General features: G+C 68.3%; 21 protein-coding genes. 10 read left to right on the top strand and 11 right to left on the bottom strand.

The features are described 5' to 3' along the window. The first annotated feature begins 25 nt into the window (after nt 1–25). Both HYZ11_05465 and HYZ11_05470 read left to right on the top strand, forming a co-directional pair. Nucleotides 26–475, top strand: coding sequence for an SRPBCC domain-containing protein (locus tag HYZ11_05465; protein ID MBI3127032.1), 450 nt, complete (start codon nt 26–28; stop codon nt 473–475). 213 nt (nt 476–688) lie between these two features. Next, entirely contained in the window at nt 689–1,015 is a 327-nt protein-coding gene (locus HYZ11_05470; protein MBI3127033.1) for a TfoX/Sxy family protein, read from the top strand. On the opposite strand, the gene HYZ11_05475 is transcribed toward HYZ11_05470, so the two are convergent. Further along, on the bottom strand, nt 960–1,922 hold the full coding sequence (locus HYZ11_05475) for a hypothetical protein (protein ID MBI3127034.1): 963 nt from the start codon (nt 1,920–1,922) through the stop codon (nt 960–962). The two genes, HYZ11_05470 and HYZ11_05475, sit on opposite strands and share 56 nt — an antisense overlap. A 227-nt stretch (nt 1,923–2,149) precedes the next feature. On the opposite strand from HYZ11_05475, the gene HYZ11_05480 reads away from it, so the two are divergent. The 3 genes from HYZ11_05480 (at nt 2,150) to HYZ11_05490 (ending at nt 4,776) form a co-directional block, all read left to right on the top strand. Beyond that, the gene (locus tag HYZ11_05480) at nt 2,150–2,629 is read left to right on the top strand and encodes a hypothetical protein (GenBank protein ID MBI3127035.1); all 480 of its coding nucleotides are present in this window, start codon (nt 2,150–2,152) and stop codon (nt 2,627–2,629) included. Further along, a complete protein-coding gene (locus tag HYZ11_05485) occupies nt 2,629–2,928 on the top strand; it encodes a hypothetical protein (GenBank protein ID MBI3127036.1) in 300 nt (99 codons plus the stop codon). Before HYZ11_05480 ends, HYZ11_05485 begins: the two co-directional genes overlap by 1 nt. Before the next feature lie 78 nt (nt 2,929–3,006). Then, complete coding sequence (locus HYZ11_05490) at nt 3,007–4,776, top strand: gamma-glutamyltransferase (protein ID MBI3127037.1); 1,770 nt, start codon at nt 3,007–3,009, stop codon at nt 4,774–4,776. A 264-nt stretch (nt 4,777–5,040) separates the two neighbouring features. Here HYZ11_05490 and HYZ11_05495 read toward each other — a convergent pair whose 3' ends face one another. The 9 genes from HYZ11_05495 to HYZ11_05535 form a co-directional block, all read right to left on the bottom strand. Beyond that, nucleotides 5,041–5,634, bottom strand: a complete 594-nt coding sequence (locus HYZ11_05495) for a hypothetical protein (GenBank protein ID MBI3127038.1) — start codon at nt 5,632–5,634, stop codon at nt 5,041–5,043. Nucleotides 5,635–5,841: 207 nt separating this feature from the next. Then, entirely contained in the window at nt 5,842–7,245 is a 1,404-nt protein-coding gene (locus tag HYZ11_05500) for an amidase (GenBank protein ID MBI3127039.1), read from the bottom strand. A 175-nt stretch (nt 7,246–7,420) separates the two neighbouring features. Next, nucleotides 7,421–9,142, bottom strand: a complete 1,722-nt coding sequence (locus tag HYZ11_05505) for a CocE/NonD family hydrolase (protein MBI3127040.1) — start codon at nt 9,140–9,142, stop codon at nt 7,421–7,423. A gap of 308 nt (nt 9,143–9,450) precedes the next feature. Further along, entirely contained in the window at nt 9,451–10,620 is a 1,170-nt protein-coding gene (locus HYZ11_05510) for an acyl-CoA dehydrogenase family protein (protein MBI3127041.1), read from the bottom strand. A 103-nt stretch (nt 10,621–10,723) separates the two neighbouring features. After that, the gene (locus HYZ11_05515; GenBank protein MBI3127042.1) at nt 10,724–11,467 is read right to left on the bottom strand and encodes an SDR family oxidoreductase; all 744 of its coding nucleotides are present in this window, start codon (nt 11,465–11,467) and stop codon (nt 10,724–10,726) included. 372 nt (nt 11,468–11,839) lie between these two features. Continuing rightward, nucleotides 11,840–12,241 carry a MaoC family dehydratase N-terminal domain-containing protein gene (locus HYZ11_05520; GenBank protein ID MBI3127043.1) on the bottom strand — a complete coding sequence of 134 codons (402 nt, stop codon included), beginning with the start codon at nt 12,239–12,241 and terminating at the stop codon, nt 11,840–11,842. A gap of 183 nt (nt 12,242–12,424) precedes the next feature. Next, on the bottom strand, nt 12,425–13,057 hold the full coding sequence (locus HYZ11_05525; GenBank protein ID MBI3127044.1) for an NAD(P)-binding domain-containing protein: 633 nt from the start codon (nt 13,055–13,057) through the stop codon (nt 12,425–12,427). A gap of 31 nt (nt 13,058–13,088) precedes the next feature. Further along, complete coding sequence (locus HYZ11_05530) at nt 13,089–13,523, bottom strand: MaoC family dehydratase N-terminal domain-containing protein (GenBank protein ID MBI3127045.1); 435 nt, start codon at nt 13,521–13,523, stop codon at nt 13,089–13,091. A gap of 16 nt (nt 13,524–13,539) precedes the next feature. Next, nucleotides 13,540–15,672, bottom strand: a complete 2,133-nt coding sequence (locus HYZ11_05535; protein ID MBI3127046.1) for an acetate--CoA ligase family protein — start codon at nt 15,670–15,672, stop codon at nt 13,540–13,542. A gap of 288 nt (nt 15,673–15,960) precedes the next feature. Between HYZ11_05535 and HYZ11_05540 the strand changes: the two genes are divergently transcribed. Next, nucleotides 15,961–17,493 carry a hypothetical protein gene (locus HYZ11_05540; protein ID MBI3127047.1) on the top strand — a complete coding sequence of 511 codons (1,533 nt, stop codon included), beginning with the start codon at nt 15,961–15,963 and terminating at the stop codon, nt 17,491–17,493. A gap of 69 nt (nt 17,494–17,562) precedes the next feature. On the opposite strand, the gene HYZ11_05545 is transcribed toward HYZ11_05540, so the two are convergent. After that, nucleotides 17,563–18,168, bottom strand: coding sequence for an NIPSNAP family protein (locus HYZ11_05545; GenBank protein MBI3127048.1), 606 nt, complete (start codon nt 18,166–18,168; stop codon nt 17,563–17,565). Between the two features lie 246 nt (nt 18,169–18,414). Between HYZ11_05545 and HYZ11_05550 the strand changes: the two genes are divergently transcribed. The 4 genes from HYZ11_05550 (at nt 18,415) to HYZ11_05565 (ending at nt 23,560) form a co-directional block, all read left to right on the top strand. Continuing rightward, the gene (locus tag HYZ11_05550; GenBank protein MBI3127049.1) at nt 18,415–19,284 is read left to right on the top strand and encodes an IclR family transcriptional regulator; all 870 of its coding nucleotides are present in this window, start codon (nt 18,415–18,417) and stop codon (nt 19,282–19,284) included. Continuing rightward, the gene (locus HYZ11_05555; protein ID MBI3127050.1) at nt 19,244–20,218 is read left to right on the top strand and encodes a dihydrodipicolinate synthase family protein; all 975 of its coding nucleotides are present in this window, start codon (nt 19,244–19,246) and stop codon (nt 20,216–20,218) included. Before HYZ11_05550 ends, HYZ11_05555 begins: the two co-directional genes overlap by 41 nt. A 146-nt stretch (nt 20,219–20,364) precedes the next feature. Further along, nucleotides 20,365–21,942, top strand: coding sequence for an ABC transporter substrate-binding protein (locus HYZ11_05560; GenBank protein MBI3127051.1), 1,578 nt, complete (start codon nt 20,365–20,367; stop codon nt 21,940–21,942). A gap of 40 nt (nt 21,943–21,982) precedes the next feature. Next, entirely contained in the window at nt 21,983–23,560 is a 1,578-nt protein-coding gene (locus HYZ11_05565; GenBank protein MBI3127052.1) for an ABC transporter substrate-binding protein, read from the top strand. The last annotated feature ends 114 nt before the right edge of the window (nt 23,561–23,674 follow it).

The following is a 23,674-nucleotide window of genomic DNA, read 5'->3' on the forward strand; positions in this document are numbered from 1 at the left end:
GAGACTCGAAAAAAAAGGAGGCCCCATGTCCATCCCCCAGACCCAGCCCCTCCACACCCTGCGCCTCACCCGCGTCTTCAACGCCCCCCGCGAGCGGGTCTGGCGCGCCTGGACCGACCCGGAGCAGATAAAGCACTGGTGGGGGCCCAAGGGCTTCACCGCCCCCAGCATCGAGATGGACCTCCGGCCGGGCGGCCGCTACCGAATCGCCATGCGCCCGCCCGAGGGGGAAATTTTTCACCTGAACGGGGTCTTCCAGGAGGTCCTCCCGCCCGAGCGGCTGGTCTACACCTTCCAGTGGGAGAAGCCCGGCTGGGACTACCCCGAGACCCTGGTGACGGCCGAGTTCCGGGACCTGGGCGGCCGGACCGAGCTCGTCCTCATCCACGAGCGGTTCCCCGAGGAGAAGATGCGGAACGATCACGAGGGCGGCTGGACGGGCACCCTCGACCGCCTGGCGGAGCTGCTGGGCTGAGCAGGGGGTGTTCCCGCTCCGTAGGGGCAGGCCCCTCCGCCCCGCGCGACACGTCGCGCGGGGGCCCCAAATTCGACGCCTGCCCCGGGCGGCCATGGCCGGTCGCCCCTGCGGACGTACACGGCCCCGGTTTCCGTAGGGGCGTATGGCAATACGCCCCTGCCCAAGACGGTGAAGGAGATCGGCGGCGGGTTTCCGCACGGAGGTGTCCACATGGCCTATGACGAGAAGCTGGCCGCGCGCGTCCGCCGGGCGCTCGCGGGGCGCAGGGGCATCGAGGAGAAGAAGATGTTCGGGGGCCTGACCTTCATGCTCCGGGGCCACATGTGCTGCGGGGTGCTGAAGGACGACCTCATCCTGCGGGTGGGGCCCGGGCGGGCGGCCCGGGCGCTGCGCTCGCCCCACGCCCGGCCCTTCGACTTCACGGGCAGGCCCATGACGGGCATCGTCGCGGTCGCCCCTTCCGGCTGCCGCGCCGCCGCCCTCAGGCGCTGGCTGGCGCTCGCCGAGGACTTCGCCTCTTCCCTGCCCCCGAAGTGACCGGCCCGGACGAGGATTCCGAAGCCACCCCCCCTTGCCCCCCCTTGTGCAAGGGGGGGGTGGGGGGGTCAGGCTCCGCCGGAGGGCCGGCCGCCGCGCCGCCGCCCGTTCCCTCCGCAGGGACGGGTGCCGAATCCGCTCCCGCGTCTTCCGGGGCGCCCGTTCTCCCGCCGTCATTCCGGGCGGGCGAGGAATCTGCTTTTACGCATGAAGCGGAATCCGAAGCAGATTCCTCGGGCCTCCGGCCCTCGGAATGACAAGCACAATCCGCCGCGCCCCGATCCGCCGGGCCTGCCCCGCCTTCCGGGGAGGGACCGGATGCCGTCTCCTCCTCCTCCCCCAGCGCTTCCTGGACCTGGGCCCAGAGCCCGGGGCGCCGCTTGAGGGCGGCCTCGAGCTCGCCCAGGGCCCGGCTCCGGGCCCGGGCCTCCATGTTCTCCCGCCGGAGGCGGAGGCTCTCCTGCTGGGCGGCCGCCCGGGCCAGCGCGGCCGCCACCCGGCAGAGCCGCTCGGCCGGGAGGTCCTCGAAGGCCAGGTCGTCCAGCTCGGCCGCCGCCTCGAGCGCCTGGGCCTGGAGCATCTGGAGGGCGAGCGTCCCGAGGCCCCCCTCCCCCGCCCGCCCGGCCAGCTCCCGGGCCAGGAGCTCCAGCGCGCGGGCGTGCCGGGCCCGGGCCTGGAGGGCGCCGTAGTGGTGGCTCATCGCGCCCAGGCTGATTTTTTCGCCTGTAATATCGTGAAATATCGTAGACGCCTCCCGCAGCGACCCCCCTTTCAGGAGGCATTCGTCCACCGCCTGCGCCGCCCGGCTGCGCTCCACCTTCGTCGCCCTCCGCTTGCGGCGGGCCTCCTCGGCGTCGGCCTCCCGCGCCGCCCGGTGAATCGTCTCGATGATGTCCCGGCTGACCATGGCCCTCCTCCTCTCGCGGGCGCGATGGCCCGCTCCGGGAGCAATCTAGGGCGCGGGCGGGGAAGGCCCGTTACCGCAAATCGCGCCAATTTCGCGCACCTTCATGCACCGGGGGATTTTTTTCGAGGGGTGGTGAAGCGAGTCGGTTCCGGGTATTATTTGAATTTGAGGCGAGCGAACGATGCGCCTGAAAGAGGCCCCTGCTGCCGGACACCCGGAGGGTAGCCGTGACATTGCAAGCTTATATGTTGCCCGGCCTTGCGAGCCTCTTGCACCTGGAGGGTGAAGGCATCAGCAGGCTTGCCGAGCAATACAGGGAAGGATTGGAAGCCGGACATGGCGTGCGCCAAGTGGCTTGGCGCGTTCAAAATGGAATCGCGAAGGCGCTCGTCGCGCATCGGATGGCGCTGGAACTGGAAGAAGACGTCCATGGTGCCGTCAATGAGTACCCGAAAGACCAATGGCTCGAAATGAAAGGTGAAATGGACGGCGTTATCGCGCTGGTCTGCCAGAACGAGAAGGAACTAATCCGAACGGCCGAAGAAATTTCCAAAAGGGGGCAAAAGGTCGCAGGCTTGGAGGAGCTGAAGAAAAGGCACGCGGAACTGATTCATCAGATGAACTGGGATTACACATCCGAGGCGTTCCAGAAAATCATCCGACAAGCGGAGGAAGACGCCAAGGCGGGACACGTCTTGGAAGATTGATGCGCTCAATCCGCTCGCGCAGATATAAAGCATTCCTGGACAGGTTGCCCGCAAGAATTCAGAAGGCCGCCTCAGAAAAATTTAAAATCTTCACAGAAAATCCCTTCGACAGCCGGCTGGATCGCAAACCGATTGAACAGCTCAAACATCTGGGAACGTATATTGAGGTGGAAATAACGGGAAGAAGATACCGTGCGGTGGCCCGCGTCACCAAGGAAAACAACGAGGATGTGTACTATTGGATTTTCATAGGCACACATTCGGATTTCGACAGGTTTGCGCAAACCTATTCTGGCTAGGCCCCCCTCGCCCCCTCCCCCGCTCTGTGCCAGAATGCCCCCGGGCCCCCGTCATCCCCCGCGCTTGAGGACGCCCGCATGGCCTTCCGCCACCGCCTGCCCGACGGACGCGAGTACATCTGCCACAGGCCCCAGGTCGCGGGCCGCCGCGCCATGGTGGCCTCGGGCCACCATCTCGCCACCCAGGCCGGGCTCAGGGTCCTCGACCGGGGCGGCAACGCCGTGGACGCGGGTGTGGCGGCGGGGCTGTGCATGAGCGTGCTGCTGACCGACATGATCTCCTTCCTGGGGGTGGCCCCCATCATCCTCTACCTGGCGAAGGAGCGCCGCGTCGTGACCATCAGCGGCCTGGGGCGCTGGCCCCGGGCGGTTTCCATCCAATGGTTCCGGGAGAAGTGGGGGGGCGAGATCCCGCCCGGCGTCGCCCGCTGCTTGGTGCCCGCGGCGGCGGACGCCTGGCTCACGGCGCTGGAAAAATACGGGACCATGCGCTTCGCGGACGTGGCGGCGGACGCCATCGAGCTGGCGGGCCGGGGCTTCCCCATGCACCACTTCATGCACGAGCACATCGCCGGGGCGCGGGAGAATTATCACCGCTTCCCGGAGAACCGCCCCGTCTACTTCCCGGACGGCGATCTCGTGCCGGTGGGGGCGCCCGTCCTGCACCGCGACCTGGCCGGGACCTACGAGCGCATGGCGCGGGCGGAGGCGAAGGCCTCCTCGCGCCCGGCCGGGGTCCGCGCCGCCCGGGACGAGATCTACAAGGGGGAGACGGCGCGCCGCATCGTGGACTTCATCCAGAAGAACGGGGGCGCCATGACGCTGGAGGACCTGGCCGGGTTCCACGTGGGGGAGGAGCCGCCCGTGGTCTCGTCCTACAAGGGGCACGAAATCCACGCCTGCGGCCCCTGGTGCCAGGGGCTCACACTCCCCCAGGCACTCAACCTCCTGGAGCGGGTGGACCTCCGGGCGCTGGGCCACAACCGCCCGGCCAGCCTCCACGCGCTCTTCTCCGCCTTCGACCTCACCTTCGCCGACCGCCACGCCTTCCTCGGGGACCCCGAGTTCGTGGAGGTGCCGGCGGAGGGCCTCCTCTCCAAGGGCTACGCCGCCGAGCGGGCGAAGCTCATGGAGCGGGCGGAGGCCTTCGGGGGGATGCCCCCGGCGGGGGACCCCTGGGCCTTCCAGAAGGGCCAGAAGGGGAACGGGCGGCGGGCCGCTGACTTCAACTTAAAAGAGACGGCGGGGGCGGGCGCCTTCGAGCAGGACACCTCCTTCTGCACCGCCGTGGACGCCGAGGGCAACGCCTTCGCCGCCACCCCCTCGGACGGGAGCGGGGACGTGCCCATCTTCCCGGGCGTGGGGGCCTCGGTCTCGGGGCGGGGCTCCCAGAGCTGGCTGGACGAGGCGCACCCGAGCTCGGTCCAGCCCTGGAAGCGCCCCCGCCTCACCCCCGCCCCGGCCCTCGTCCTGAAAGACGGAGAGTTCTACATGACCCTCGGCACCCCGGGCGGGGACGTGCAGCCCCAGGCCATGGCCCAGGTCTTCCTCAACATCGCCGAGTTCGGGATGGCCCCCCAGATGGCGGTCGAGGCCCCCCGCGGCGCCACCTTCAACTTCCCCAACTCCTTCTGGCCCCACGAGTACAAGCCGGGCCGGGCCGTGGTGGAGCAGAGCATCGAGCGCGAGGCCGGGGCGGAGCTCCGGGAGCGGGGCTACAAGCTCGACACGTGGCCCGACTTCGGCTGGCGCCCCGGGAGCGTCTGCTGCATCCTCCGCGACCCCAAGACGGGATTCTTGCTGGGCGGGGCGGACCCCAGAAGGGAATCGTACGCGGCGGGGTGGTAGGGGGGGAGATTATCGAAAGCACAAAGAAAAGGCTGGCCTTCAAAGTATTTAAAATCAGTAGGTTATAGTTTCAAGTGGAAGTTTTTTTGCACAACGCATATAGTATCTTTGACAGGTGGAGAGGCACGCGGTTATCCGCGTACTGTCAGCCATGCGATCCATTAGGATCGCGCTTCCGGAGGGAAGCTAGAGGGATTGAACGTTGCCCGAACTTGTTCGTCCCGTCGCAGAGGATGAACGAGAGGGCTATCTCTCGACACCCTGCTAGCCAGGGAAGGAACTGTACGGGATAGATGGGGTCCCAAGGCAGTTCCGTGGCCAATGCCTCTCATACGGGGAAGCGACCCTCATCCTCTCGCTTCCCTTTTTTCTTTCTTTACACTCGCCACCACTCACACATTTCTTTCCTTCTAATTTCTTTTCTACTTTTTTGTCACCCATGAAAATGTGGGTCATTAGCGATAACGAACCGTGAATCCGATCAGCAATTGCGATGTACCTTGTTCCCGGCGAAGGCTTCCACGGACTTATGTATATAAAAGAATGACGTTTTCCTCTTTCCCTGTAAATTTCGATGGGCCTTTCCAGGGAAGGCTTTAACAACGTGAGGCACTTCATTTTAAGGATGTTGAATTGATGGCCTCCGGCTTTTGCATCCGAAACCAAGAGATGTCCGAACCTACGCTCGTGAATTAAAATAACCCTTCCAAGTGGATCCCGAATCACAACAGGCTTCCCATCCTTAGCCGCTATTAAATTTTCCACGAACCACTTCTGGGCTGATTTGACCTTGAAGGTATGTATTATTTCATCCAGCAATTGTGGCGATGGCCTAGTTTCAAGGGCCTTCAGCTTCACGATTGATTTCTTCATTTGCCCCATAGCCGGATTTGTTCGCCACCGGAGATATACCAGCAAGGCTTTTCAAGGCCATTGGCATGCCCAAGCCAGCGCAAACCTATGAAATTTCCCCATTCGATGGCTTCATTGGGAAATTCATTTCACCATAGTGGGATAGTGACCCCGGTGCAGGGCCGAAAGGCTGTCACACTTTTGGTTCTCCCCCTACCCCTCCCTCGCCCCCTCGGGCATCTTGAACGGCCTCGCGCGCTCGAAGGCGCGGGCGGCGCGCAGGACGAGGGCGTCCCGGTGCATGGGGCCCACGATCTGGAGCCCGGCGGGGAGGCCCTTCGAGGTGAAGCCGCAGGGGACGGAGCAGGCGGGCTGGCCGGTGAGGTTGAAGGGGTAGGTGAAGGGGGTCCACTTCACCCAGCGGCCGGGCTCGCCCTCCCCGGGCGCCTCCCGGCCCGCCTCGAAGGCGGGGATGGGGAGCATGGGGGTCAAGAGCAGGTCCCAGCCCTGGTGGAAGAGCTTCATCTTGCGCCCGAGGGCCGCGCGCTCGGGGACCGAGGCCCGCACGTAGTCCTCGAGGCGGATGCCGGACCCCATGCGCGCCGCCTCGATGAGGCCGGGGTCCATGAGGGCGTGCTTCTCCCGGGGGATGCCCCCGACGAGGGTGGCCGCGGCGGCGAAGTAGATGGTCCAGAAGATGCGCTCGGCATCGCCCAGCCCCGGGTCGGCCTCCTCGACCCGGGCGCCCAATTCCTCGAAGGCCCAGGCGGCCGAGGCCACTCTCTCAGCCACCTCAGCGTCCACCTCCGCCCCGCCCAGCGAGGGGCTGAAGGCGACCCTGAGCCCCGAGACTCCATCCTCCAGGCCCTCGCGGTAGTCCCGCGCCTCATAGGGGAGGGCGAACCAGTCCCGCGCGTCCGGCCGGGCGAGGGCGTTGAGCATCAGCGCCGCGTCCTCCACGGTGCGGGTCATGGGGCCCGCGTGGGCGAGGGTGTGGTTGGGGTTGGGGGGATGGGTGGGGACGCGACCGAAGCTGGGCTTGAAGCCGAAGACCCCGGTGAAGCCCGCCGGGATGCGGATGGAGCCCCCGGCGTCGGTGCCGAGGTGGAGTGCCCCCATCCCCAGGGCGCAGGCCGCGGCGGCCCCCCCGCTGCTCCCGCCCGGGGTCATGCGGGTGTCCCAGGGGTTGCGGGTGACGCCGGTGAGGGGGGAGTCCGTCACCCCCTTCCAGCCGAGCTCGGGGGTGGTGGTCTTCCCGAGGAGGACGGCCCCGCCCTCGCGCAGGCGGGCGGTGGGAGGCGCGTCCTCCCCGGCCGGCGCCTCGTCCGCCGTCTTGCTCCCGCGCCGGGTGGGCCAGCCCCGGGCGAGCACCAGGTCCTTGATGGTGGCGGGCACCCCGTCCAGGGGCCCGAGGGGCTCCCCGCGCCGCCACCTTTCTTCCGAGGCGCGGGCCGAGGCGAGCGCCCCCTCTTCGTCCACCAGGCAGAAGGCGTTGACCGCCCCGTCCCAGGCCCGGATGCGATCCAGCGCCGCGCGCGCCGCCTCGACGGGGGAGGCCTTGCCCGCCCGGTAGAGGGCGGTCAGCTCCCTCACCGGGAGGCGGTAGAGGTCGGTCATGGCCCTGCCCTCCCCGGCGAGGGGGAAACCGCCTGTCACCCATGTGCCCGGTCTATTCTGGACCCTCACCCTGCGGCGCGTTTTTCCGTAGGGGCGAGGCATGCCTCGCCCCTACGGACAATTCCGACGGGCTGCGCCCCGGCCGGGCGGTTCCGGCGTTCGAATGTTCCCCCGCCTACTTTCCCCGCTTGGCCGGGATGACGGGCAGCAGGATGTGGCTGGCCCGGCCCTTCCCGGCGTGGATCGTGACCTTGCCTCCGAAGACCTCGGGCGGGCGGTCCTGGGGGTCGTCGTGCTTGAAGGGCCCGACCCCGGTGAAGACCTCGCCCAGCGTCCCCAGCCCCTTGGCGCCCCCGCCCGGCCACTCGTAGTCCTTCCCCCGCACGGTCAGGCCGATGCGGTGGCCGGCCGGCACCACGATGGAGGTGACCCACACCTCGACGTCGAGCTCGTAGACCTGCCCGGGCTTGAGGGGCTGCACCTCGTCGTGGGTGTGGTAGGGCCGCCAGGGGAGCGAGAGCTCCTTGTCGAGCTTGCGGTGGGAGGCCCGGAGCCAGCCCTGGGCGATGGGGGTGTGGGGATCGAGCGCCCCCATGAAGGTGATCTCCTTCATGTTCGGGTCGAAGGCCCGCAGGATGAGGAAGAGGTCGGCGTCCCGGGTGGAGGAGGAGACGAAGAGCTTGGCCGCGATGGGGCCGGTGATCTCGGTGTCTTCCTTCAGGGGCGCCGTCAGGAAGGTCACGCCCTCGCCCAGGCCGCCGTAGCTCACCTTCCCCGAGGCGCCCGCCTTGGTGGTCAGGGCCGCGCCGGCCGGGTCGAGGTAGAACTTGGTCCACTTGGTGCGCTTCAAGGGCCACTCGCCCTCGGCGCGCTCGGCGAACTTCTCGCCCGGGTGGCGCACCTGGAGCACCACCTTGGGCTGCTTGTCCCAGCCCGTCTTCTCGCCCTTCAGGAAGTGGCCGAAGAACTTCTTCTGAAGGCTGACCCCGTAGTCGGTGTAGAAGTGGGTCCAGTGCTCGATGCCGTGCATCTCGAGCCACTTCTGCCGGGAGGCCGAGCGCACGAAGCCCTCAATGTTCCCGCGCGGGTGGAGGCCCTGGCCGCCCCAGTTCCCGGCCGAGAGGAGGGGCACCTGGACCTTCGACCAGTCGGGCATGCGGGAGGTCCAGTAGCCGTCCGTGGCGAGGGGGTTGCTCACGCAGTCCGGGTAGAAGTCCCGGCGGCTGGCGCCCAACTGCTCCTCGGTCAGCTCGGCCGGGCCGGCCACCCAGTCCCCGTTCATGCGGCTGCGGTAGCCGCGCGAGCCCTTGCCGTGCTGGACCCGGATGACCTGGGAGGGGAACCAGGTGCGGCCGAAGGTGCACAGGATGCCGCCGTGGTGGCTCAGGTCGCGGTAGTAGTCCGCCGCGCCCTCCCAGATGCAGATGGCCGCGAGGTGGGGGGGCTGGAGCGCCGCCACCTGCCACTGGTTCATGGCGTAGTAGGAGATGCCGTTGAGCCCCACCTTCCCGCTGCTCCAGGGCTGCTTGGCGCCCCACTCGATGCAGTCGTGGAAATCCTTCGCCTCGCGGGCCGACCAGATGTCCAGCAGCCCCGGCGAGCGGCCCGCCCCGCGCGAATCCACCCGCACCACCGCGTAGCCGTCCGGCACCCACTTCTCGGGGTCCACCACCTCCCAGTTCTGGTACTTGTTCGTGGAGCCCGAGGGCACGTCCGGGTGCTCCTCCGCCATCCGGCGCCACTGGTCGGTGTAGAGGTCCTCGAAGTGGAGCCACTTGCCGTAGGGGCCGTAGGTCATGATGACGGGGTACTTGCCGCCCTTGATCGGCCGGTAGACGTCGGCCCGGAGCACCACCTTGTCGTCCATCTGGATCGGAACGTCCCAGTCGATCCGCATCCCGTCCCGGATCTCGCTCTTCGGATATCCGCCGCTCATGTCGCTCCCGTCCCCCCTGTGTCGGAAAAAGGCGCGGGCCCGCCCCCTGCCCGGGCGGGCGTCACCGTTGGCATGTGGCGCTTCGTGCCGCGAGGCGGCCATTATCCCGCCGGGGAGGGAATGCGGCAAGGGCGGGGGGGCCATCTATCAGATTGGGCGCAATGATGTCGTGCTGAGCGCAGCGAAGCATCTCGGTTTGAATCCAACCGAGATTCTTCGCTCCCTCCGGTCGCTCAGAATGACATCTTTTTTTCCGTATGCTCCTTTTCCTACCCCAGCACCTCCCTTGCGATGAGGGAGCGCTGGATCTGGTTGGTGCCCTCGATGATCTGGAGCTGCTTGGCGTCGCGCATGAAGCGCTCGAGGGGGTGGTCCTTCATGTAGCCCGCGCCGCCCAGGACCTGGATGGCGTCCACCGAGACGCGCATGGCGGCGTCCGAGGCGTAGCACTTGGCGGCCGAGACGTAGCGCACGCACTCCCGGCCGTCCCGGCCCGCGTCCACCATGGCCGCCGCCCGGCGCACGAGGAGCCGCGCCGCCTCGGTCGCGAGGAACATGTCGGCCAGCATGAACTGGATGGCCTGGTGCTCCGCGATGGGCCGGCCGAAGGCCTCGCGCTCCTTCGCGTAATTCGAGGCGTAGTCGAGGCAGCCCTGGGCGAGCCCCACCCCCCGCGCCCCGATGACGGGCCGGGCCTGGTTGAAGCCCCGCATGGCGGCCCGGAAGCCGTTGTGCTCCTCCCCCACCAGGTTCTCCGCCGGGACCCGGCACCCCTCGAGGAGCACCTCGCAGGTGGGGATGCCCCGCATCCCCATCTTGCGCTCCCGGCGCCCGACCCTGAGCCCCGGCGTCCCCTTGGGCGCGATGAGCATGGAGATGCCCCGGCTCCCGGCGCCCGGGTCGGTCTTGGCGGCCACCACGATGAAGTCGGCGTGCGCCGAGCCGGTGCAGAAGGCCTTCTGGCCGTCGATGACGAAGGAGTCCCCGTCGCGCGCGGCGCGGGTGCGGATGTTCGCCACGTCGGAGCCGGCGTGGGGCTCGGTCATGGCGAGGGAGCCGCGCAGCTCCCCGGTGGCCACCCCGCGCAGGTAGCGCTCCTTCTGGGCGGCGCTTCCCGCCACGGCGATGGGCCGGGTGGCGAGGAGGTGGACCGAGAGGAAGAGGGGGCTGTTCGAGCAGACGCGGGCGATCTCCTCGACCGCGACGCAGGTGCCGAGGATGCCCATCCCGCTCCCGCCGTACTCGGGCGGGACGTAGAGGCCGAGGAGGCCCTGGGCCTTGAGGAGCTGGAAGACGTCCTCGGGGTACTCCTCCCTCTCGTCGATCTCGGCGGCGCGGGGGGCGATATGGCGCCCGGCCAGCTCCCGCACCACGCGGCGGAGCATCTCCTGCGGCTCGGTCAGGTGGAAGGGGAGGCCGGCGGTGCCAGGGGAAGTCATGTCGGCGTCTCCCGCCTCGTCGGCAAGGGTTGTCATGCCCTTTTGTAGGGGCGAGGCATGCCTCGCCCCTACGGATTGGAATCGTGGGGCTGTTTCCTCGCCCCTATATCGCCATCCCGCCGTCCACCCGCAGGACGTGGCCGGTGACGTAGCTCGCGTCGTCCGAGGCGAGGAAGACGAAGCCCGCCGCCATCTCCTCGGGCGTGCCCCAGCGGCCGAGCGCGATGCGCTCCAGGTACTTCTGCTCGAAGCGGGGGTCGGTGCGGATGGTCTCGGTCATGGGAGTGACGGCCGCGGGGGAGATGCAGTTCACGGTGATGTTGTAGCGGCCGAGCTCGCGGGCCGCGCTCTTCGTGGCCCCGACGATGCCCATCTTGGCCGAGGAGTAGTTGATCTGCCCGATGGTTCCGCGCAGCCCCGCCCCCGAGGTGACGTTGATGATGCGCCCGCGCTTGAGCGGGATCATCCGCTTGGCGGCGGCGTGGAGGCCGTTCCAGGTGCCCTTCAGGTGAACGGCGATCACCTCGTCCCACTGCTGCTCGGTCATCTTGTGGAGCATGGCGGCGCGCACGATACCCGCGTTGTTCACCATCACGTCCACGGGGGCGTAGGCCTTCTCGCAGGCGTCGAGCACGGCCTCGACCTCGGAGAGCTTGCTCACGTCCGCCCGGTGGAACCGGGCCTCCCCGCCCGCCTCCCGCGCGAGCCGGGCGGTCTCCTCCCCCCCCGCCTCGTTCAGATCCACCGCCACCACCCGGGCGCCCTCGCGGGCGAAGGCCACCACCACCGCGCGGCCTATGCCCTGGGCCGCCCCCGTCACCACCGCGGCTTTCCCCTTGAGACGCATCGGACCTCCCGTGAAGATGGACGAAGAAGACACTCGACGAAAAAGCCCGGGCGAACACGAGGTTCGCCCCTACAGATCAGGCAGTCCGTAGGGGCGATGCTTGTCATCGCCCTCCGTGACGCGGCGCCGGCCGGTCCGCAGGGGCGTATTGCCATGCGCCCCTACAGGGCATCCACGCGCCGCGGGTTCCGTAGGGGCGGCCCCCCGTGGCCGCCCCTCACACGGGGCAGGCACGGGGGCCTGCCCCTACAGGAAATTTTCGCCGGTGACGAAACCGCCGAGGGCGAACACGAGGTTCGCCCCTACAGAATTTGGTGCGTTTCCGCAGGGGCGTATTGCCATGCGCCCCTACGTTCCCATCCGCCCACCCCCCTACTCCATCCACGCCTCGGCGCTACCGGCGGTGACGACCGCCCCCTCCTGGTTCATGGCCTCGATCTCGCACACGGCGAGCGCCCGCCCGCCCGCCTCGCGGACTTCCTTCACCCGCCCCCGGCAGGTGACGCTGTCCCCGAGCCGCACCATCCCCCGGAAGTTCACCTCGATCTTCCGCGTCATCCCCGGGCCGAAGGCGGCCTCGACGAACTGGCCGAGGAAACCCATGGAGAGCATCCCGTGGGCGATGACGCTGGGCAGGCCCCGCGCCCGCGCCGCCCCGTCGTCGAAGTGGATGGGGTTGAAATCCCCGCTCGCCCCCGCGTACCTCACGAGCTGGACGCGTGCGACGGGCGGCTTCGCCAGCTCGGGCAGGGCGTCACCCGCCATGTAACGCATGGGTGCCTCCTGGCAGCGGAATCCAATGTTGTTCAGCGTCCAACGATAAATCCGGGGGCACAGCGCATCCGCGCCCTCCCTCTCCCTTTGGGAGAGGGTTTACGACCCGACGGAGAAGCAGGGGGCGAGGCATGCCTTGCCCCTACGGATGGGGGCGCGAATCCGGGAAAAAGGAACCGCCCCCTACCTCCGCAGCAGCTTGACGGCGATGTTGGCCCCGTTGCCGAGCTGGTAGGCCAGGCACACCCAGAGCAGCGCCAGGTGCTCGAGCTGGCGGGCCGCCGCGAGGGGGCCGCAGTCCACCACCTCGAAGCCCAGGTCCTCCATGAGCCGGCCTACCGTCTTCTTGGCCCCGGCGTCCTCTCCGCAGATGAACATGGAGATGTCCTGGTCCCCGTAGCGGGGGTTCTCCATGTTTGCCGACCCGGTGGTGCTCAGCCCCTTCACCACCTTCGCCCCCTTCGCCCAGGAGGCCACCTGCTCGGCGGCCGAGGTGTCCGGCCCGACCGCGAGGCCCGAGAGGTCGGGCTTCAGCGGATTGGTGCAGTCGATGACGACCTTCCCGGCGAGGCTCCCCGCCGCGGCGAGGGCCTCCTTCGTCCCCGCCCAGGGGGTGGCGAGCACCACCACCTCGCCGTGGGCGGCCGCCTGGGCGATGGTCGCGGCCTTCGCCTTCCCTCCGGAGGCGCCCATCAGTTCCTTGACCTTCGCCGCGCCCGGGTCGCGGGAGCCGAACACCACCTCGTGCCCCATGGCCGCCCAGCGCTTCCCCACCGCCCCGCCGACCTTGCCCGTCCCGATGATCCCGATCTTCATGATGGCAGTCTCCTCATGCGCCGGATGCGCGTCAGGGGTCGAAGCGCCGCAGCGACACCCACTTGCCCCCGCCCGCCCTCGCCCCCGTCCTCGCGTCGGTGAATTCGTAGGTCCGCTCGATGAACACCAGGTCCCCGCTCCGGCCACCCTTCTCGTAGATGTCCGTGACGGTGAACGAGACGTCCAGGACGTCCCCCGCCCGGAGCGGCCGCTCGAACTCGTAGGACTGGGAGGCGTGGAGCCCCACGTCGCCGAAGTCCGCCGGCACGTCGGGGTAGTCCCCCTCGGGCCGGAAGGTGGCCGGGAAGGTGGGGGGCACGATGGGGCTCTCCCCCCGGTAGGCGGGGCTCGGGTCCCCGATCGCCTCGGCGAAGCGGCGGATGGCCCCCGCCTCCACGGCGACCCGGTAGGGGCCGTGCGTCCGCCCCTTGAGGGCCGCGATCCCGGGGGTGATGCGGTTCGGCATGGGGGACTCTCCTCGGCTACGCCGCCCGGACGCGGGCGTCCACGGCCAGGGCGCCGCCTGGGGTCACGATGAGGGGGTTGATGTCCAGCTCGGCCAGCGCCCCCTCCAGCTCGGCCGCCATCTCGGAGAGCCGGGCCAGGACGCGGGCCGCGGCGGGGAGATCCACCGGCGGCCTCCCGCGCACACCCTCAAACAACTTGGCCCCGCGCAGCCCCCACAGCATGGCCGAGGCCTCCTCCTCCCCGAAGGGGGGGAGCCGGCGGGCCGCCTCCCCGAAGACCTCCACGAAGATGCCCCCGATGCCCCCCGTGACGCAAAGGCCGAAGGCCGGGTCGCGCGAGAGCCCGGCCAGGAGCTCCACCCCGCCCTCCGCCATCCGCTGCACGAGGAGTCCCGCGTCCGGGGCCAGGGCGAGGAGGCGCGCCGCCGCTTCCCGGAGGCTCCCCTCGTCGTCCAGGCCGAGGACCACGCCGCCGGCGTCGGTCTTGTGGACGAGGCCTTGGGAGATCGCCTTGAGGGCCACCGGCCCGCCCATTTTCCGCCAGGCGGCGACCGCCCCATCCGCGTCGGTGGCCTCGGCCTGGGCGGGCTGGGGGATGCCGTAGAGGCCGAGCAGGGCGCGGCAGGCGGCGGGCGGAAGCATTCCCTCCGGGCTCCGGGGCGCGCTCCCGATCAGCCGCCGCGCCTCCTTCTGGCGCGACAGGTCGATCTCCGACCCGGGCCTGGCCGCGCGCGCGGCGGCCTCCTCGAAGCCAGCCTGCGCGGCCAGCGCCCGCACCGCCCGGTCGTAGTCCTCGAAGACGGGCACCCCGGCCTTGCGCACGGCCTGGAGCGCCGCCCGGTGGGGCGCCATCCAGCAGCAGGCGAAGGGCTTGGCGCTCTCCTCGAAGAGGCGCTTGAAGTCCCGGCCCACCTGGTCCGCCATGTGGTGGTACACCCCCATCACGAGGACGGCGGCGTCCACCGAGGGATCGTCCCGCACCGCCGCGCCGGCCTCGGCGATGGGGCTCTGGCCGGGCTTGCTCACCATGACCGAGACGAGGTCCACCGGGTTCCGCAGGGCGGCGTATCGCGGGAGGACGGCCTGGAGGCGGGCGCGGGTGGCCTCGGCGAGCGGGGGGAGGGAGAAGCCCTCCTCCACCGCGGCGTCCGCCACCAGGGAGGCCCCGCCCCCCGAGAAGCTCAGGACGCCGAGCCTTCTCCCTCCACCGGCCTTCGCCGGCGAAGGCCGCGGGGCGCGCGGCGCGCGCGAGAGGAAGTGAGCCGTCTCCATGAGCTCCTGGTAGGAGCGGCAGAGGGTGACGCCGCACTGCCGGGCGAAGGCGGTGAAGACACCGTGCGGGGTGGCGAGGGCGGCGGTGTGGCTCATGGCGGCGCGGGCGCCCGCCTCGGTGGCCCCGGACTTGAGCAGCACGATGGGCTTCCCGGCCGCGAGGGCCCGCTCCGCCGCCCGGCGCAGGCCCTGCCCGTCGCGCACCGATTCGAGGTAGCCGCAGATGACGCGGGTATCGGGGTCGTCCACGAAGTGGTCCACGCACTCGGCGAAGTCCACGTCGGCCTCGTTGCCGAGGCTCACCATGGCGCTCAGGCCGGCGCCCGTGTCGTGGAGGTCGGAGATCATGCAGGCGGCGAGCGCCCCGCTGTGGGTGACGAGAGCGATGGGGCCGGGCGAGAGGGTTTCGCCCTCCCGGATGGAGATGGTGAAGGTGGCCATGAGGCGCGAGCGGGTGTGGATGACGCCCATGCAGTTGGGGCCCAGCAGGCGCATCCCCGCGGCGCGGCAGAGGCCGGCCATCTCCTCCTGGAGGCCCGCGCCCCCGGGGCCCGTCTCCCCGAAGCCCGAGGTGAAGACGGCGGCGGCCTTCACCCCGCGCTCCGCGCACTGGCGCAGCGCCGGAAGGACGGCGTCGCGCGGGGCGGCGAAGAGGGCGAGGTCGGGGGCCTCGGGAAGCGAGGCGACGTCGGGGTAGCAGCGCAGGCCCGCGATCTCCGCGCGGTTGGGGTTGATGGGGTAGATGGCGCCCGGGAAGCCGTGCTCCCGCATGAGGCGGATGGGGATGCCGCCCAGGCGCCGGAGATCCGAGGAGGCCCCCACCACGGCCACCGATGCCGGATGGAACAGGGGCGCCAGGCTGTGATTCGCGCTCATGCGGCGGGTCCTAGACGGCCGTGGCGGGCAACTCGCAATTGAGACAAAGGAATCCCAATAACGGGTGACTCTCGATCACTCTCCGGCGAGGTGTCAACACGCGGCGCCTCCGCCGCGGGGCCGGGCGCCTTTCCGGACGGCTCATCGCGCGGCGGCGCTCCCGCGGTTGCAATATTTTCCGGTCGGAATACCCTGGATGGCACATCGGCTATGAATCCATCCGTCGGGGCCCGCTTTCGTCCACACACGTGGAAAGGGATGCCGGCTCTTTCATGGGGAGAGAACACCATGAGACGATCGTTTCTCGCCGCTCTCGTTCTCGCCGCCGGGGTCCTCGCCGCGCCCTCCACCCAGGCGTTCAAGGGAGAGGTCACCATCGCCTTGGCGGACGAGGTGCCCACGATGGACCCCCACATCATCACCAGCGCCATCGGCGTGATGGTCTGGCGCTATCCCTTCGACACCCTGACCTCGGCCGATACGGCCACCGGGAAGGTCGGGCCCTGGCTCGCCGAGAGGTGGGAGCAGATCAGCCCTACCGCTATCAAGTTCTGGCTGCGCAAGGGCGTGAAGTTCTTCGACGGCACGCCCGTCACCTCCGAGGCGGTGAAGTACTCCATCGGCCGCATCATGGACCCGGCGAACAAGAGCCGCTCGGCCCCGGCCTTCAAGGCGTTCGACCGGGTCGAGATCCTCGACGACCACACCTTCATCTGGCACAACAAGGTCCCCGACAACGGCACCCTCAACCGCATGACCGTCCGTCCGGCCATCATGTCGCCGAAAACGAAGGGGTGGGACAAGGCCCGGTTCGCCCGCGAGCCCGCCGGTTCGGGGCCTTACATCCTCCAGTCCTGGACGAAGGGGCAGCGGATGGTTCTGGAGGCAAACCCCGGCTGGTGGGCCAACGACAGATTCCCCCACCGGCCGAAGACCGTCGTCCTCCGCCGGATCCAGGAGGCGTCCACGCGGGTCAAGGCCCTGGCCGTGGGCGAGGTGGACCTCATCACCCAGATTCACCCCCAGTTCATGGACGAGATCAAGGACAACCCCAACGTCGAGATGAAGTCCGTGCCTTCCGTCCGGATCATGTACCTGGGGTTCCACACCCGTCACGGCGGGCCCTTCACGGACCTCAACGTGCGCCTCGCGGTCAACCACGCCATCGACACGGCCAGCATCATCCGGACCCTGCTCCGCGGGCAGGCCGTGCCCATCGGCCAGATGATCCACCAGTGGAACTACTCCGGCTACAACCCGGACAAGAGCTGGTACGGCTACGACCCGGCGAAGGCGAAGGAGTACATGCGGAAGTCCGCCTACCCGGACGGCTTCAAGGCCACCTTGCTCTCCCCCGTCGGACGGTTCCCGGCGGACAAGCAGACCTGCGAGGCGATGACGGGGATGCTCAAGGAGATCAAGATCGACGCGGTCTGCAAGCCGATGACCTTCGCGCTCTTCACGAGGGAGTACCGGGCATACGCGCAGGGCACGAAGAAGGACCCGGCCATGTACTACATGGGCTTCGGGAACAGCTCGGGAGACCCCGGCCTCGCCATGATCAGTACCTCGGCCTGCGGGGGCGGATGGTCGAGCCATTGCTTCAAGGACCTGGACGACGCGATGTACAAGGCCTTGGGCACCCCCGGCTCCGAGGCGCAGCAGGCCGGGTGGGAGCGCGTGACGGACATGATCAAGGCGAAGGCGACCCACAAGATCATGTTCCAGGTCAACGACGTCGTGGCCTTCCAGAAGAAGAGGATCGAATTCCGCCCGCGATACGACGAGATCGTCTATGCCTGGGAGATCGTCATGAAGTGAGAGCGGGGCCGCCCCGGCCCGCCCTCTTCCGCGAACGGCCGGGATTCCCGGTATCCCGCCGCCGCGCGGCTAGTGCATCGGGGAGAAGGGGGCCGGGAGCCAGATCTCCGACTGCTGGGATTTCAGGATGCCCCGGGCGTAGTCGATGGTGCCGGGCGGCCAGCCGGCCTCGTGGGCGCGGCCGCGCACCTCGGCGCGGTGGTTGAGGTCCCGGTAGGGCCAGAAGTGGACGTACTCCCAGGAGCCGTCGGGAGCGGGCTCCGAGAAGAAGAGCGCCACGCAGGGCGAGAGCTTCAGCCGGGGGGGGAGATGCTTCTCCCAGGCGCGGACGGCGTCGTCCATCCTTCCGGGATGGCCCTGGTAGGTGCGGACCTCGTAGACGCCGCCCCAGCTGCCCACGAGCGGGCGGGGAAGAAGGGGGACGGTGCGGTACATCCTGGAGGTGGAGCCCTCCACCTCGCAGCAGTTGGTCAGCGCGCGGCGCACGCGCGCCTGCTGGTCCCCGTCCTCGTGCGCCCAGACCAGCATCGCCCGGTTGAGGAGGCCGATGTCGGCCTGGAAGAGGCCGAGGAGCGAGGCCCCCAGGTCGTGCTTCCGGAAGACCCGCGCGAACTCTTTCGCGTACTCCCCCCACCCCCGGGGCGCCAAACGCACGATTTCGATCTCATAGATCATGCGGAATTTCTCCACACAGAGGCCGCCGGATTATCCGACGCCATTCTCCAAAGACGCAACCGAGAGTGGGAGGTACGCGCAATCCATTGATAAGCATGAGAGTACGGGCCAAGGCCGCCGTGGCCCAAATTTCCTCCCAGGCGGGGCTTGACTTTGATTTTGCCAAACCACACAGTGCCGGGAATCTCTAGATTGATCATCCTTTCTCAATACAGAGACAAAGCAGAAGAGAAGCAGAGGCCCCAAATGGACCACACGCCCTCCGCCATCCGGCATGCCCTCGACACCATCGAGGCCTTCCAGTTCGGGCCCAAGGAATTCAGCGCGCGCGAGCTCCATGAGATGCTCCACATCCCGCGCGCGACGCAGTACCGCGTCCTGCGGGTGCTGGAGGAGCGCGGCTACCTGCGCCGCGACCCCCAGAGCGGCCGCTACCGCATGGGCTTCAAGATCCTCCAGCTCGCCGCCCTCGCCCAGGATCAGATGGAGCTCGTGCGCATCGCCCAGGACGTGCTCCACCGCATGTGGATCGAGTCGCGGGAGACGGCCCAGCTCGCGGTCGTGGACGGCCTCGAAACGGTCTACCTCCGGGTGCTGGAGAGCCCCGTGCCCCACCGGTTCGTGCTGCGGCCGGGCGTGCGGGCGCCCATCCACTGCACCTCCCCCGGCCTCGCCATCCTCGCCCACTCCCCGAAGGAGAAGGTGGAGGAGGTGCTCCGCGCCGGGCTCAAGCGCTTCACCGACAAGACCATCACCGCCCCGGAGGCGCTTCTCGCCCGGCTGGAGCAGATCCGCCGCGAGGGCGTGGCCATCAACCGGGGCGAGTGGCGGGAGAGCGGCGGAGGGATCTCGGCCCCCGCCTTCGATTTCACGGGCGAGGCGGTGGCCGCCATCGGGCTCTCGGGGCCGAACGACCGGCTCACGGAGGACCGGGTGCCGGCCATCGCGGAGGCCGTCCGGCGAGGGGCCGCCGAGCTGTCCAGGCTCCTGGGGGGAGCACCATCACCGCCGCTTGGGGCGGAGAGTGGCGTATCGGTCAACGGGGGAACCCGCGGTCATCCAAAGGAGAAGAGCAATGGAGTACAAAAGCGCGTCCGAAGCCAAGGAGTACTGTAAGGCCCACATGAAGGGCGTGTGGGCCGCCCTCTGCACTCCGTTCACCCCCTCGGGCGAGCTGGACGAGGAGGGCCTCCGCCGCAACGTCCGCCGCTGCATCGACGACCTCAAGATCGACGGCTTCTTCTGCAACGGCCTCATGGGCGAATTCTGGTCGCTCTCCCCGCAGGAGCGCAAGCGCGCCCAGCACATCGTCTGCGAGGAGAGCCGGGGCAATGCCCAGACCATCCCGCACACGGCCCACATCAACATCTCCGAGGCGGTCGAGCTCACCCACCACGCCGAGGAAGTGGGCGGCGACTACGTGATCATGATCAACCCGGTCTACGGCGCGCACGACGACGACGAGATCTTCCTCTACTTCCAGACCATCGCCAAGCAGACCGAGATGGGCATCGCCCTCTTCAACCAGCCCAAGTCGGGCACGACCCTCAGCCCCGCGCTCGTCGAGCGGCTGACCGACATCCCCAACATCTGCTGCATCAAGAACGCGGTCAACAGCATGGACCACATGGCCGAGGTCCGGCGCCGGGTGGGCGACAAGATCGTGGTCTGCGACCCCAGCGACGAGAACATGCTGGTCGGCATGGCGCACTTCGGGATGCAGGTCCACATGTCCTCGCCCGCGCCGTTCCTGTACCAGGTCCCCGGCTACACCCCGATGAAGGACATGTACGACGCGATCCAGAAGGGCGACATGGTCAAGGCCTGGAAGCTCCACTATGAGCTCGAGCCCCTGCGCCAGGTGCGGAAGAAGTACTTCACCTCGGGCCCGAACGGCCGGACGACGGCCTACCTGAAGGAGTGGAGCAAGCTCCTCGGCATGGCCGCCGGCGAGCCGCGCCCGCCCATCGTCCCCCTGACGGACAAGGAGCGGAAGCAGTTCCGGGACGATCTGACCAAGACCGGGATTCTCGACAAGGTGAAGGCCTAGGCTTCATTCCCGCGTCCATGCGCCCTCGGGGGTGGCCCGGCCGCCCCCGAGGGCGGAACTCTCGAACTCATCAGCGGTGGGAAGGCCGGTGCGGCGGCCCATGCGCCGCCATGCGGTCATCCAGGATTACTGGAGGAAAAAATCCCATGATGCATATTCTCGCCGCTGCCCTCGCAGTTCTCGCCCTCGCCCTTGGACCCGCGGCCGGCGCCCAGGCCGCGAAGCGGGGCGGCACCCTCCGGATCGCGACCGAGGGAGAAGCGTTCGATCTCAACCCCATCGGGATCAGCGGCGCCCTGAAGGTCTACCGGGAGATCATGGGCGGCGCCCTTCTCCGCCTCGACGAGAACTTCAACCCCATCGGCGACCTGGCGAAGAGCTGGGAGATCTCCGACGAAGGGCGCATCGTCACCTTCAAGCTCCACCCCGGGGGCACCTACCACGACGGCGCCCCGCTCGACGCCGAATCGGTCAAGTGGAACCTCGACCTCGTCAACAAGACGGTCCCGAAGTGGGTCGAGGAGATGAAGAAAAAGAACCCCAAGTACAAGTGGCAAAATCTCTTCGTCAACTATCTCTACCACATCGACAAGGTGGAGGTGGTGGACAAGTACACCCTCCGCGTCCACCAGAAGGACCTGGGTAAGGGCCAGCTCTTCGACGCCATGACGGGCACCCTGGGACGCTTCGTCCTCGTCTCGCCCAAGGCCTACGACACCGACATCGAGTCCTTCCGCCGCCGCCCCGTCCTGAGCGGCCCCTACAAGTTCGTGGAGTGGAAGCGCAACCAGCACCTCTTCGCCGAGCGCCACAGGGGCTTCTACCGCAAGGGCCAGCCCTACCTCGACCGGCTCGAGTTCTACTTCATCCCCGACGCGAACCAGCGGATGAACGCCCTCCTCTCGGGCCAGATCGACGTCATCAACAACCTGCCCCTCTCCCTCTACGAGACGATGAAGAAGGCGCCCGGCGTCGTCGTCCACCGGGGGCGGGCCACCATCAACTACGCCTTCCCCTTCAACAACCAGATGGAGCCCTGGAAGGACCTCCGGGTGCGCAAGGCCGTCTCCTGCTACGCCGTGGACCGGGCCCAGATCGTGAAGACCGCCCTGCGGGGGCTCGGCAAGCCCTGGGTGACCTTCGCGCCCGGCGGGGCCGTGGACGCGCTCGACCTCACGGCCGAGTGCCCCTACGACCCCGAGAAGGCCAAGAAGCTCCTGGCCGAGGCGGGCTACGGCCCGGGCAAGCCCCTCAAGATCACCATGACGACCAACAACTCCGACCCGGCCCACATCGAGGTGTCCCAGGCGCTCAAGCTCCAGTTCGCCAAGAGCAACATCGACATGGAAGTCAAGATCGTGGACTACGCCACCTGGAACCGCGGCTTCGTGGGCCAGCACAAGATCCAGCTCACGCTCCAGAACACGCTCTCCTCCCGCAGCGTGAACAGCAACTCCCACGTCGTCTACTCGAAGGCGGGGAACGACTACTACCAAGTCAAGGACCCCAAGCTGGACGAGCTGCTGGACGCCTGGCGCTCGACCATCGACCCGCGCAAGCAGCTCGAGGCCAGCCACGCGATCCAGCGCTACGTCCTGGACCAGGCGTATTACCCCAACCTCGCCACCTTCTCGTTCCTGGAGGTCACGCGGGACTACGTGAAGGGATTCAAGTACCTGGGCAAGCTGATGTTCGACTACAGCGAGGTCTGGCTGGACAAATAGCCGCCTGAACCGCGGCGCGCACCGGAAGGATGGAGCCGACATGAAAGCCCGCCTGGCATTGATCGCCGCCGCCCTGCTGCTGCTCGGCGCCGCGCCCGGCGCCCACGCCGCCAAGCGCGGCGGGACCCTGCGCGTGGCCATGGAGGGGGACACCACCGACCTCGACGTCGTCAAGGTCGGCTGGCCCCTCAAGGTGTACCGGGAGAGCCTCGGCACCGGCCTCATGTCCGTGAACGAGAACTTCGAGTTCACGGGAGACTTGGCGCGGAGCTGGGAGCTCTCCGACGAAGGGCGGGTCCTCACCCTGAGGCTCCACCCCGGCGGGACCTACCACGACGGGGCCCCGCTCGACGCCGAGTCGGTGAAGTGGAACTTCGGCCTCGTCACGGGCGAGGTGGTGCCGAAGTGGCTGCAGGAGGCCCGGAAGAAGAACCCGAAGGCGCAGATACCCAACAGCTTCAAGGCCTACCTGAGCCACGTCCAGAAGGTGGAGGTGGTGGACAAGTACACCCTCCGCATCCACCAGAAGGACATCGGCAAGGCCCAGACCTTCGAGGCCCTGGCCGCCACCTTCACCCGGTTCGTGCTCGTCTCGCCCAAGGCCTACGACATGGACATCGAGAAGTTCAGCCGGTCGCCGGTCCTGAGCGGTCCCTTCAAGTTCGTGGAGTGGAAGCGCAACCAGCACCTCTTCGCCGAGCGCCACAAGGGCTACTTCGACAAGAACCTGCCCTACGTGGACCGGATCGAGTTCTACTTCATGCCCGACGCCAACCAGCGGATGAACGCCCTGACCTCCGGGCAGATCGACATCATCAACAACCTGCCCCTGTCCCTCTACGAGACGGCCAAGAAGGCGCCCGGCGTCCGGACCTACCTCGGCCGGACCACCACCAACTACGCCTTCCCCTACAACGTGCAGCTTCCGATGTGGAAGGACATCCGCGTCCGGAAGGCCATCTCGTGCTACGGGGTGGACCGGGCCGGGATCGCCAAGACCGCCCTGCGCGGCCTCGGGCAGCCCTGGAACAGCGTCTCCCCCCCCGGGGCCGTCGACGCCCTCGACCTCACCAAGGAGTGCCCCTACGATCCGGAGAAGGCCAGGAAGCTCCTCGCCGAGGCGGGCTACGGGCCGGCCAAGCCCTTCAAGTTCACCATGACCACCAACAACTCCGATCCGGCCCACCTCGAGGTGGCCCAGGCGCTGAAGTCCCAGTTCGCCCGGATCGGGGCGGACATGGACATCCGGGTGGTGGACTACGCCACCTGGAACCGCGCCTTCGTGGTCCAGCGCAGGCTGGAGATCACCCTTCAAAACACGCTCTCCTCGCTGACCGTGAACACCAATTCCCACGTCTTCTACTCGAAGTCGGGGCTCGACTACTACAACATCAAGGACCCCAAGCTGGACGGCCTCGTGGAGGCCTGGCGCTCCACCATCGACCCGCGCCGGCAGATCGAGGCCAGCCACCGCATCCAGCGGTACATGGCCGAGATGGCCTACTACCCGGCCATCGCCGGGTTCCCGTTCATCCAGGCGTCGCGGGCGGACGTGAAGGGCTTCCACTACCTGGGCAAGCTGATGAACGACTTCCGCGGGGTGTGGCTGGACAGGTAAGAGCCTTTTTGAGAAAAATGACCATTCGAAAAGCGGCCATCATCCGGCCGGCGGCCGCCCCGCGGCGCCGGGCGCACCGCGATCCTGACGCTGGATCCTGACAATGCAGGCCCA

The sequence above is a fragment of the Candidatus Tectomicrobia bacterium genome, from assembly GCA_016192135.1.
Lineage (GTDB): Bacteria > UBA8248 > UBA8248 > UBA8248 > UBA8248 > 2-12-FULL-69-37.

Coding starts and splice junctions, on each gene's coding strand:
- HYZ11_05465 (MBI3127032.1), top strand. CDS start 26: ATGTCCATCCCCCAGACCCAGCCCCTCCACACCCTGCGCCTCACCCGC.
- HYZ11_05470 (MBI3127033.1), top strand. CDS start 689: ATGGCCTATGACGAGAAGCTGGCCGCGCGCGTCCGCCGGGCGCTCGCG.
- HYZ11_05475 (MBI3127034.1), bottom strand. CDS start 1,922: ATGGTCAGCCGGGACATCATCGAGACGATTCACCGGGCGGCGCGGGAG.
- HYZ11_05485 (MBI3127036.1), top strand. CDS start 2,629: ATGCGCTCAATCCGCTCGCGCAGATATAAAGCATTCCTGGACAGGTTG.
- HYZ11_05490 (MBI3127037.1), top strand. CDS start 3,007: ATGGCCTTCCGCCACCGCCTGCCCGACGGACGCGAGTACATCTGCCAC.
- HYZ11_05500 (MBI3127039.1), bottom strand. CDS start 7,245: ATGACCGACCTCTACCGCCTCCCGGTGAGGGAGCTGACCGCCCTCTAC.
- HYZ11_05505 (MBI3127040.1), bottom strand. CDS start 9,142: ATGCGGATCGACTGGGACGTTCCGATCCAGATGGACGACAAGGTGGTG.
- HYZ11_05510 (MBI3127041.1), bottom strand. CDS start 10,620: ATGACTTCCCCTGGCACCGCCGGCCTCCCCTTCCACCTGACCGAGCCG.
- HYZ11_05515 (MBI3127042.1), bottom strand. CDS start 11,467: ATGCGTCTCAAGGGGAAAGCCGCGGTGGTGACGGGGGCGGCCCAGGGC.
- HYZ11_05520 (MBI3127043.1), bottom strand. CDS start 12,241: ATGCGTTACATGGCGGGTGACGCCCTGCCCGAGCTGGCGAAGCCGCCC.
- HYZ11_05525 (MBI3127044.1), bottom strand. CDS start 13,057: ATGAAGATCGGGATCATCGGGACGGGCAAGGTCGGCGGGGCGGTGGGG.
- HYZ11_05530 (MBI3127045.1), bottom strand. CDS start 13,523: ATGCCGAACCGCATCACCCCCGGGATCGCGGCCCTCAAGGGGCGGACG.
- HYZ11_05535 (MBI3127046.1), bottom strand. CDS start 15,672: ATGAGCGCGAATCACAGCCTGGCGCCCCTGTTCCATCCGGCATCGGTG.
- HYZ11_05540 (MBI3127047.1), top strand. CDS start 15,961: ATGAGACGATCGTTTCTCGCCGCTCTCGTTCTCGCCGCCGGGGTCCTC.
- HYZ11_05545 (MBI3127048.1), bottom strand. CDS start 18,168: ATGATCTATGAGATCGAAATCGTGCGTTTGGCGCCCCGGGGGTGGGGG.
- HYZ11_05550 (MBI3127049.1), top strand. CDS start 18,415: ATGGACCACACGCCCTCCGCCATCCGGCATGCCCTCGACACCATCGAG.
- HYZ11_05555 (MBI3127050.1), top strand. CDS start 19,244: ATGGAGTACAAAAGCGCGTCCGAAGCCAAGGAGTACTGTAAGGCCCAC.
- HYZ11_05560 (MBI3127051.1), top strand. CDS start 20,365: ATGATGCATATTCTCGCCGCTGCCCTCGCAGTTCTCGCCCTCGCCCTT.
- HYZ11_05565 (MBI3127052.1), top strand. CDS start 21,983: ATGAAAGCCCGCCTGGCATTGATCGCCGCCGCCCTGCTGCTGCTCGGC.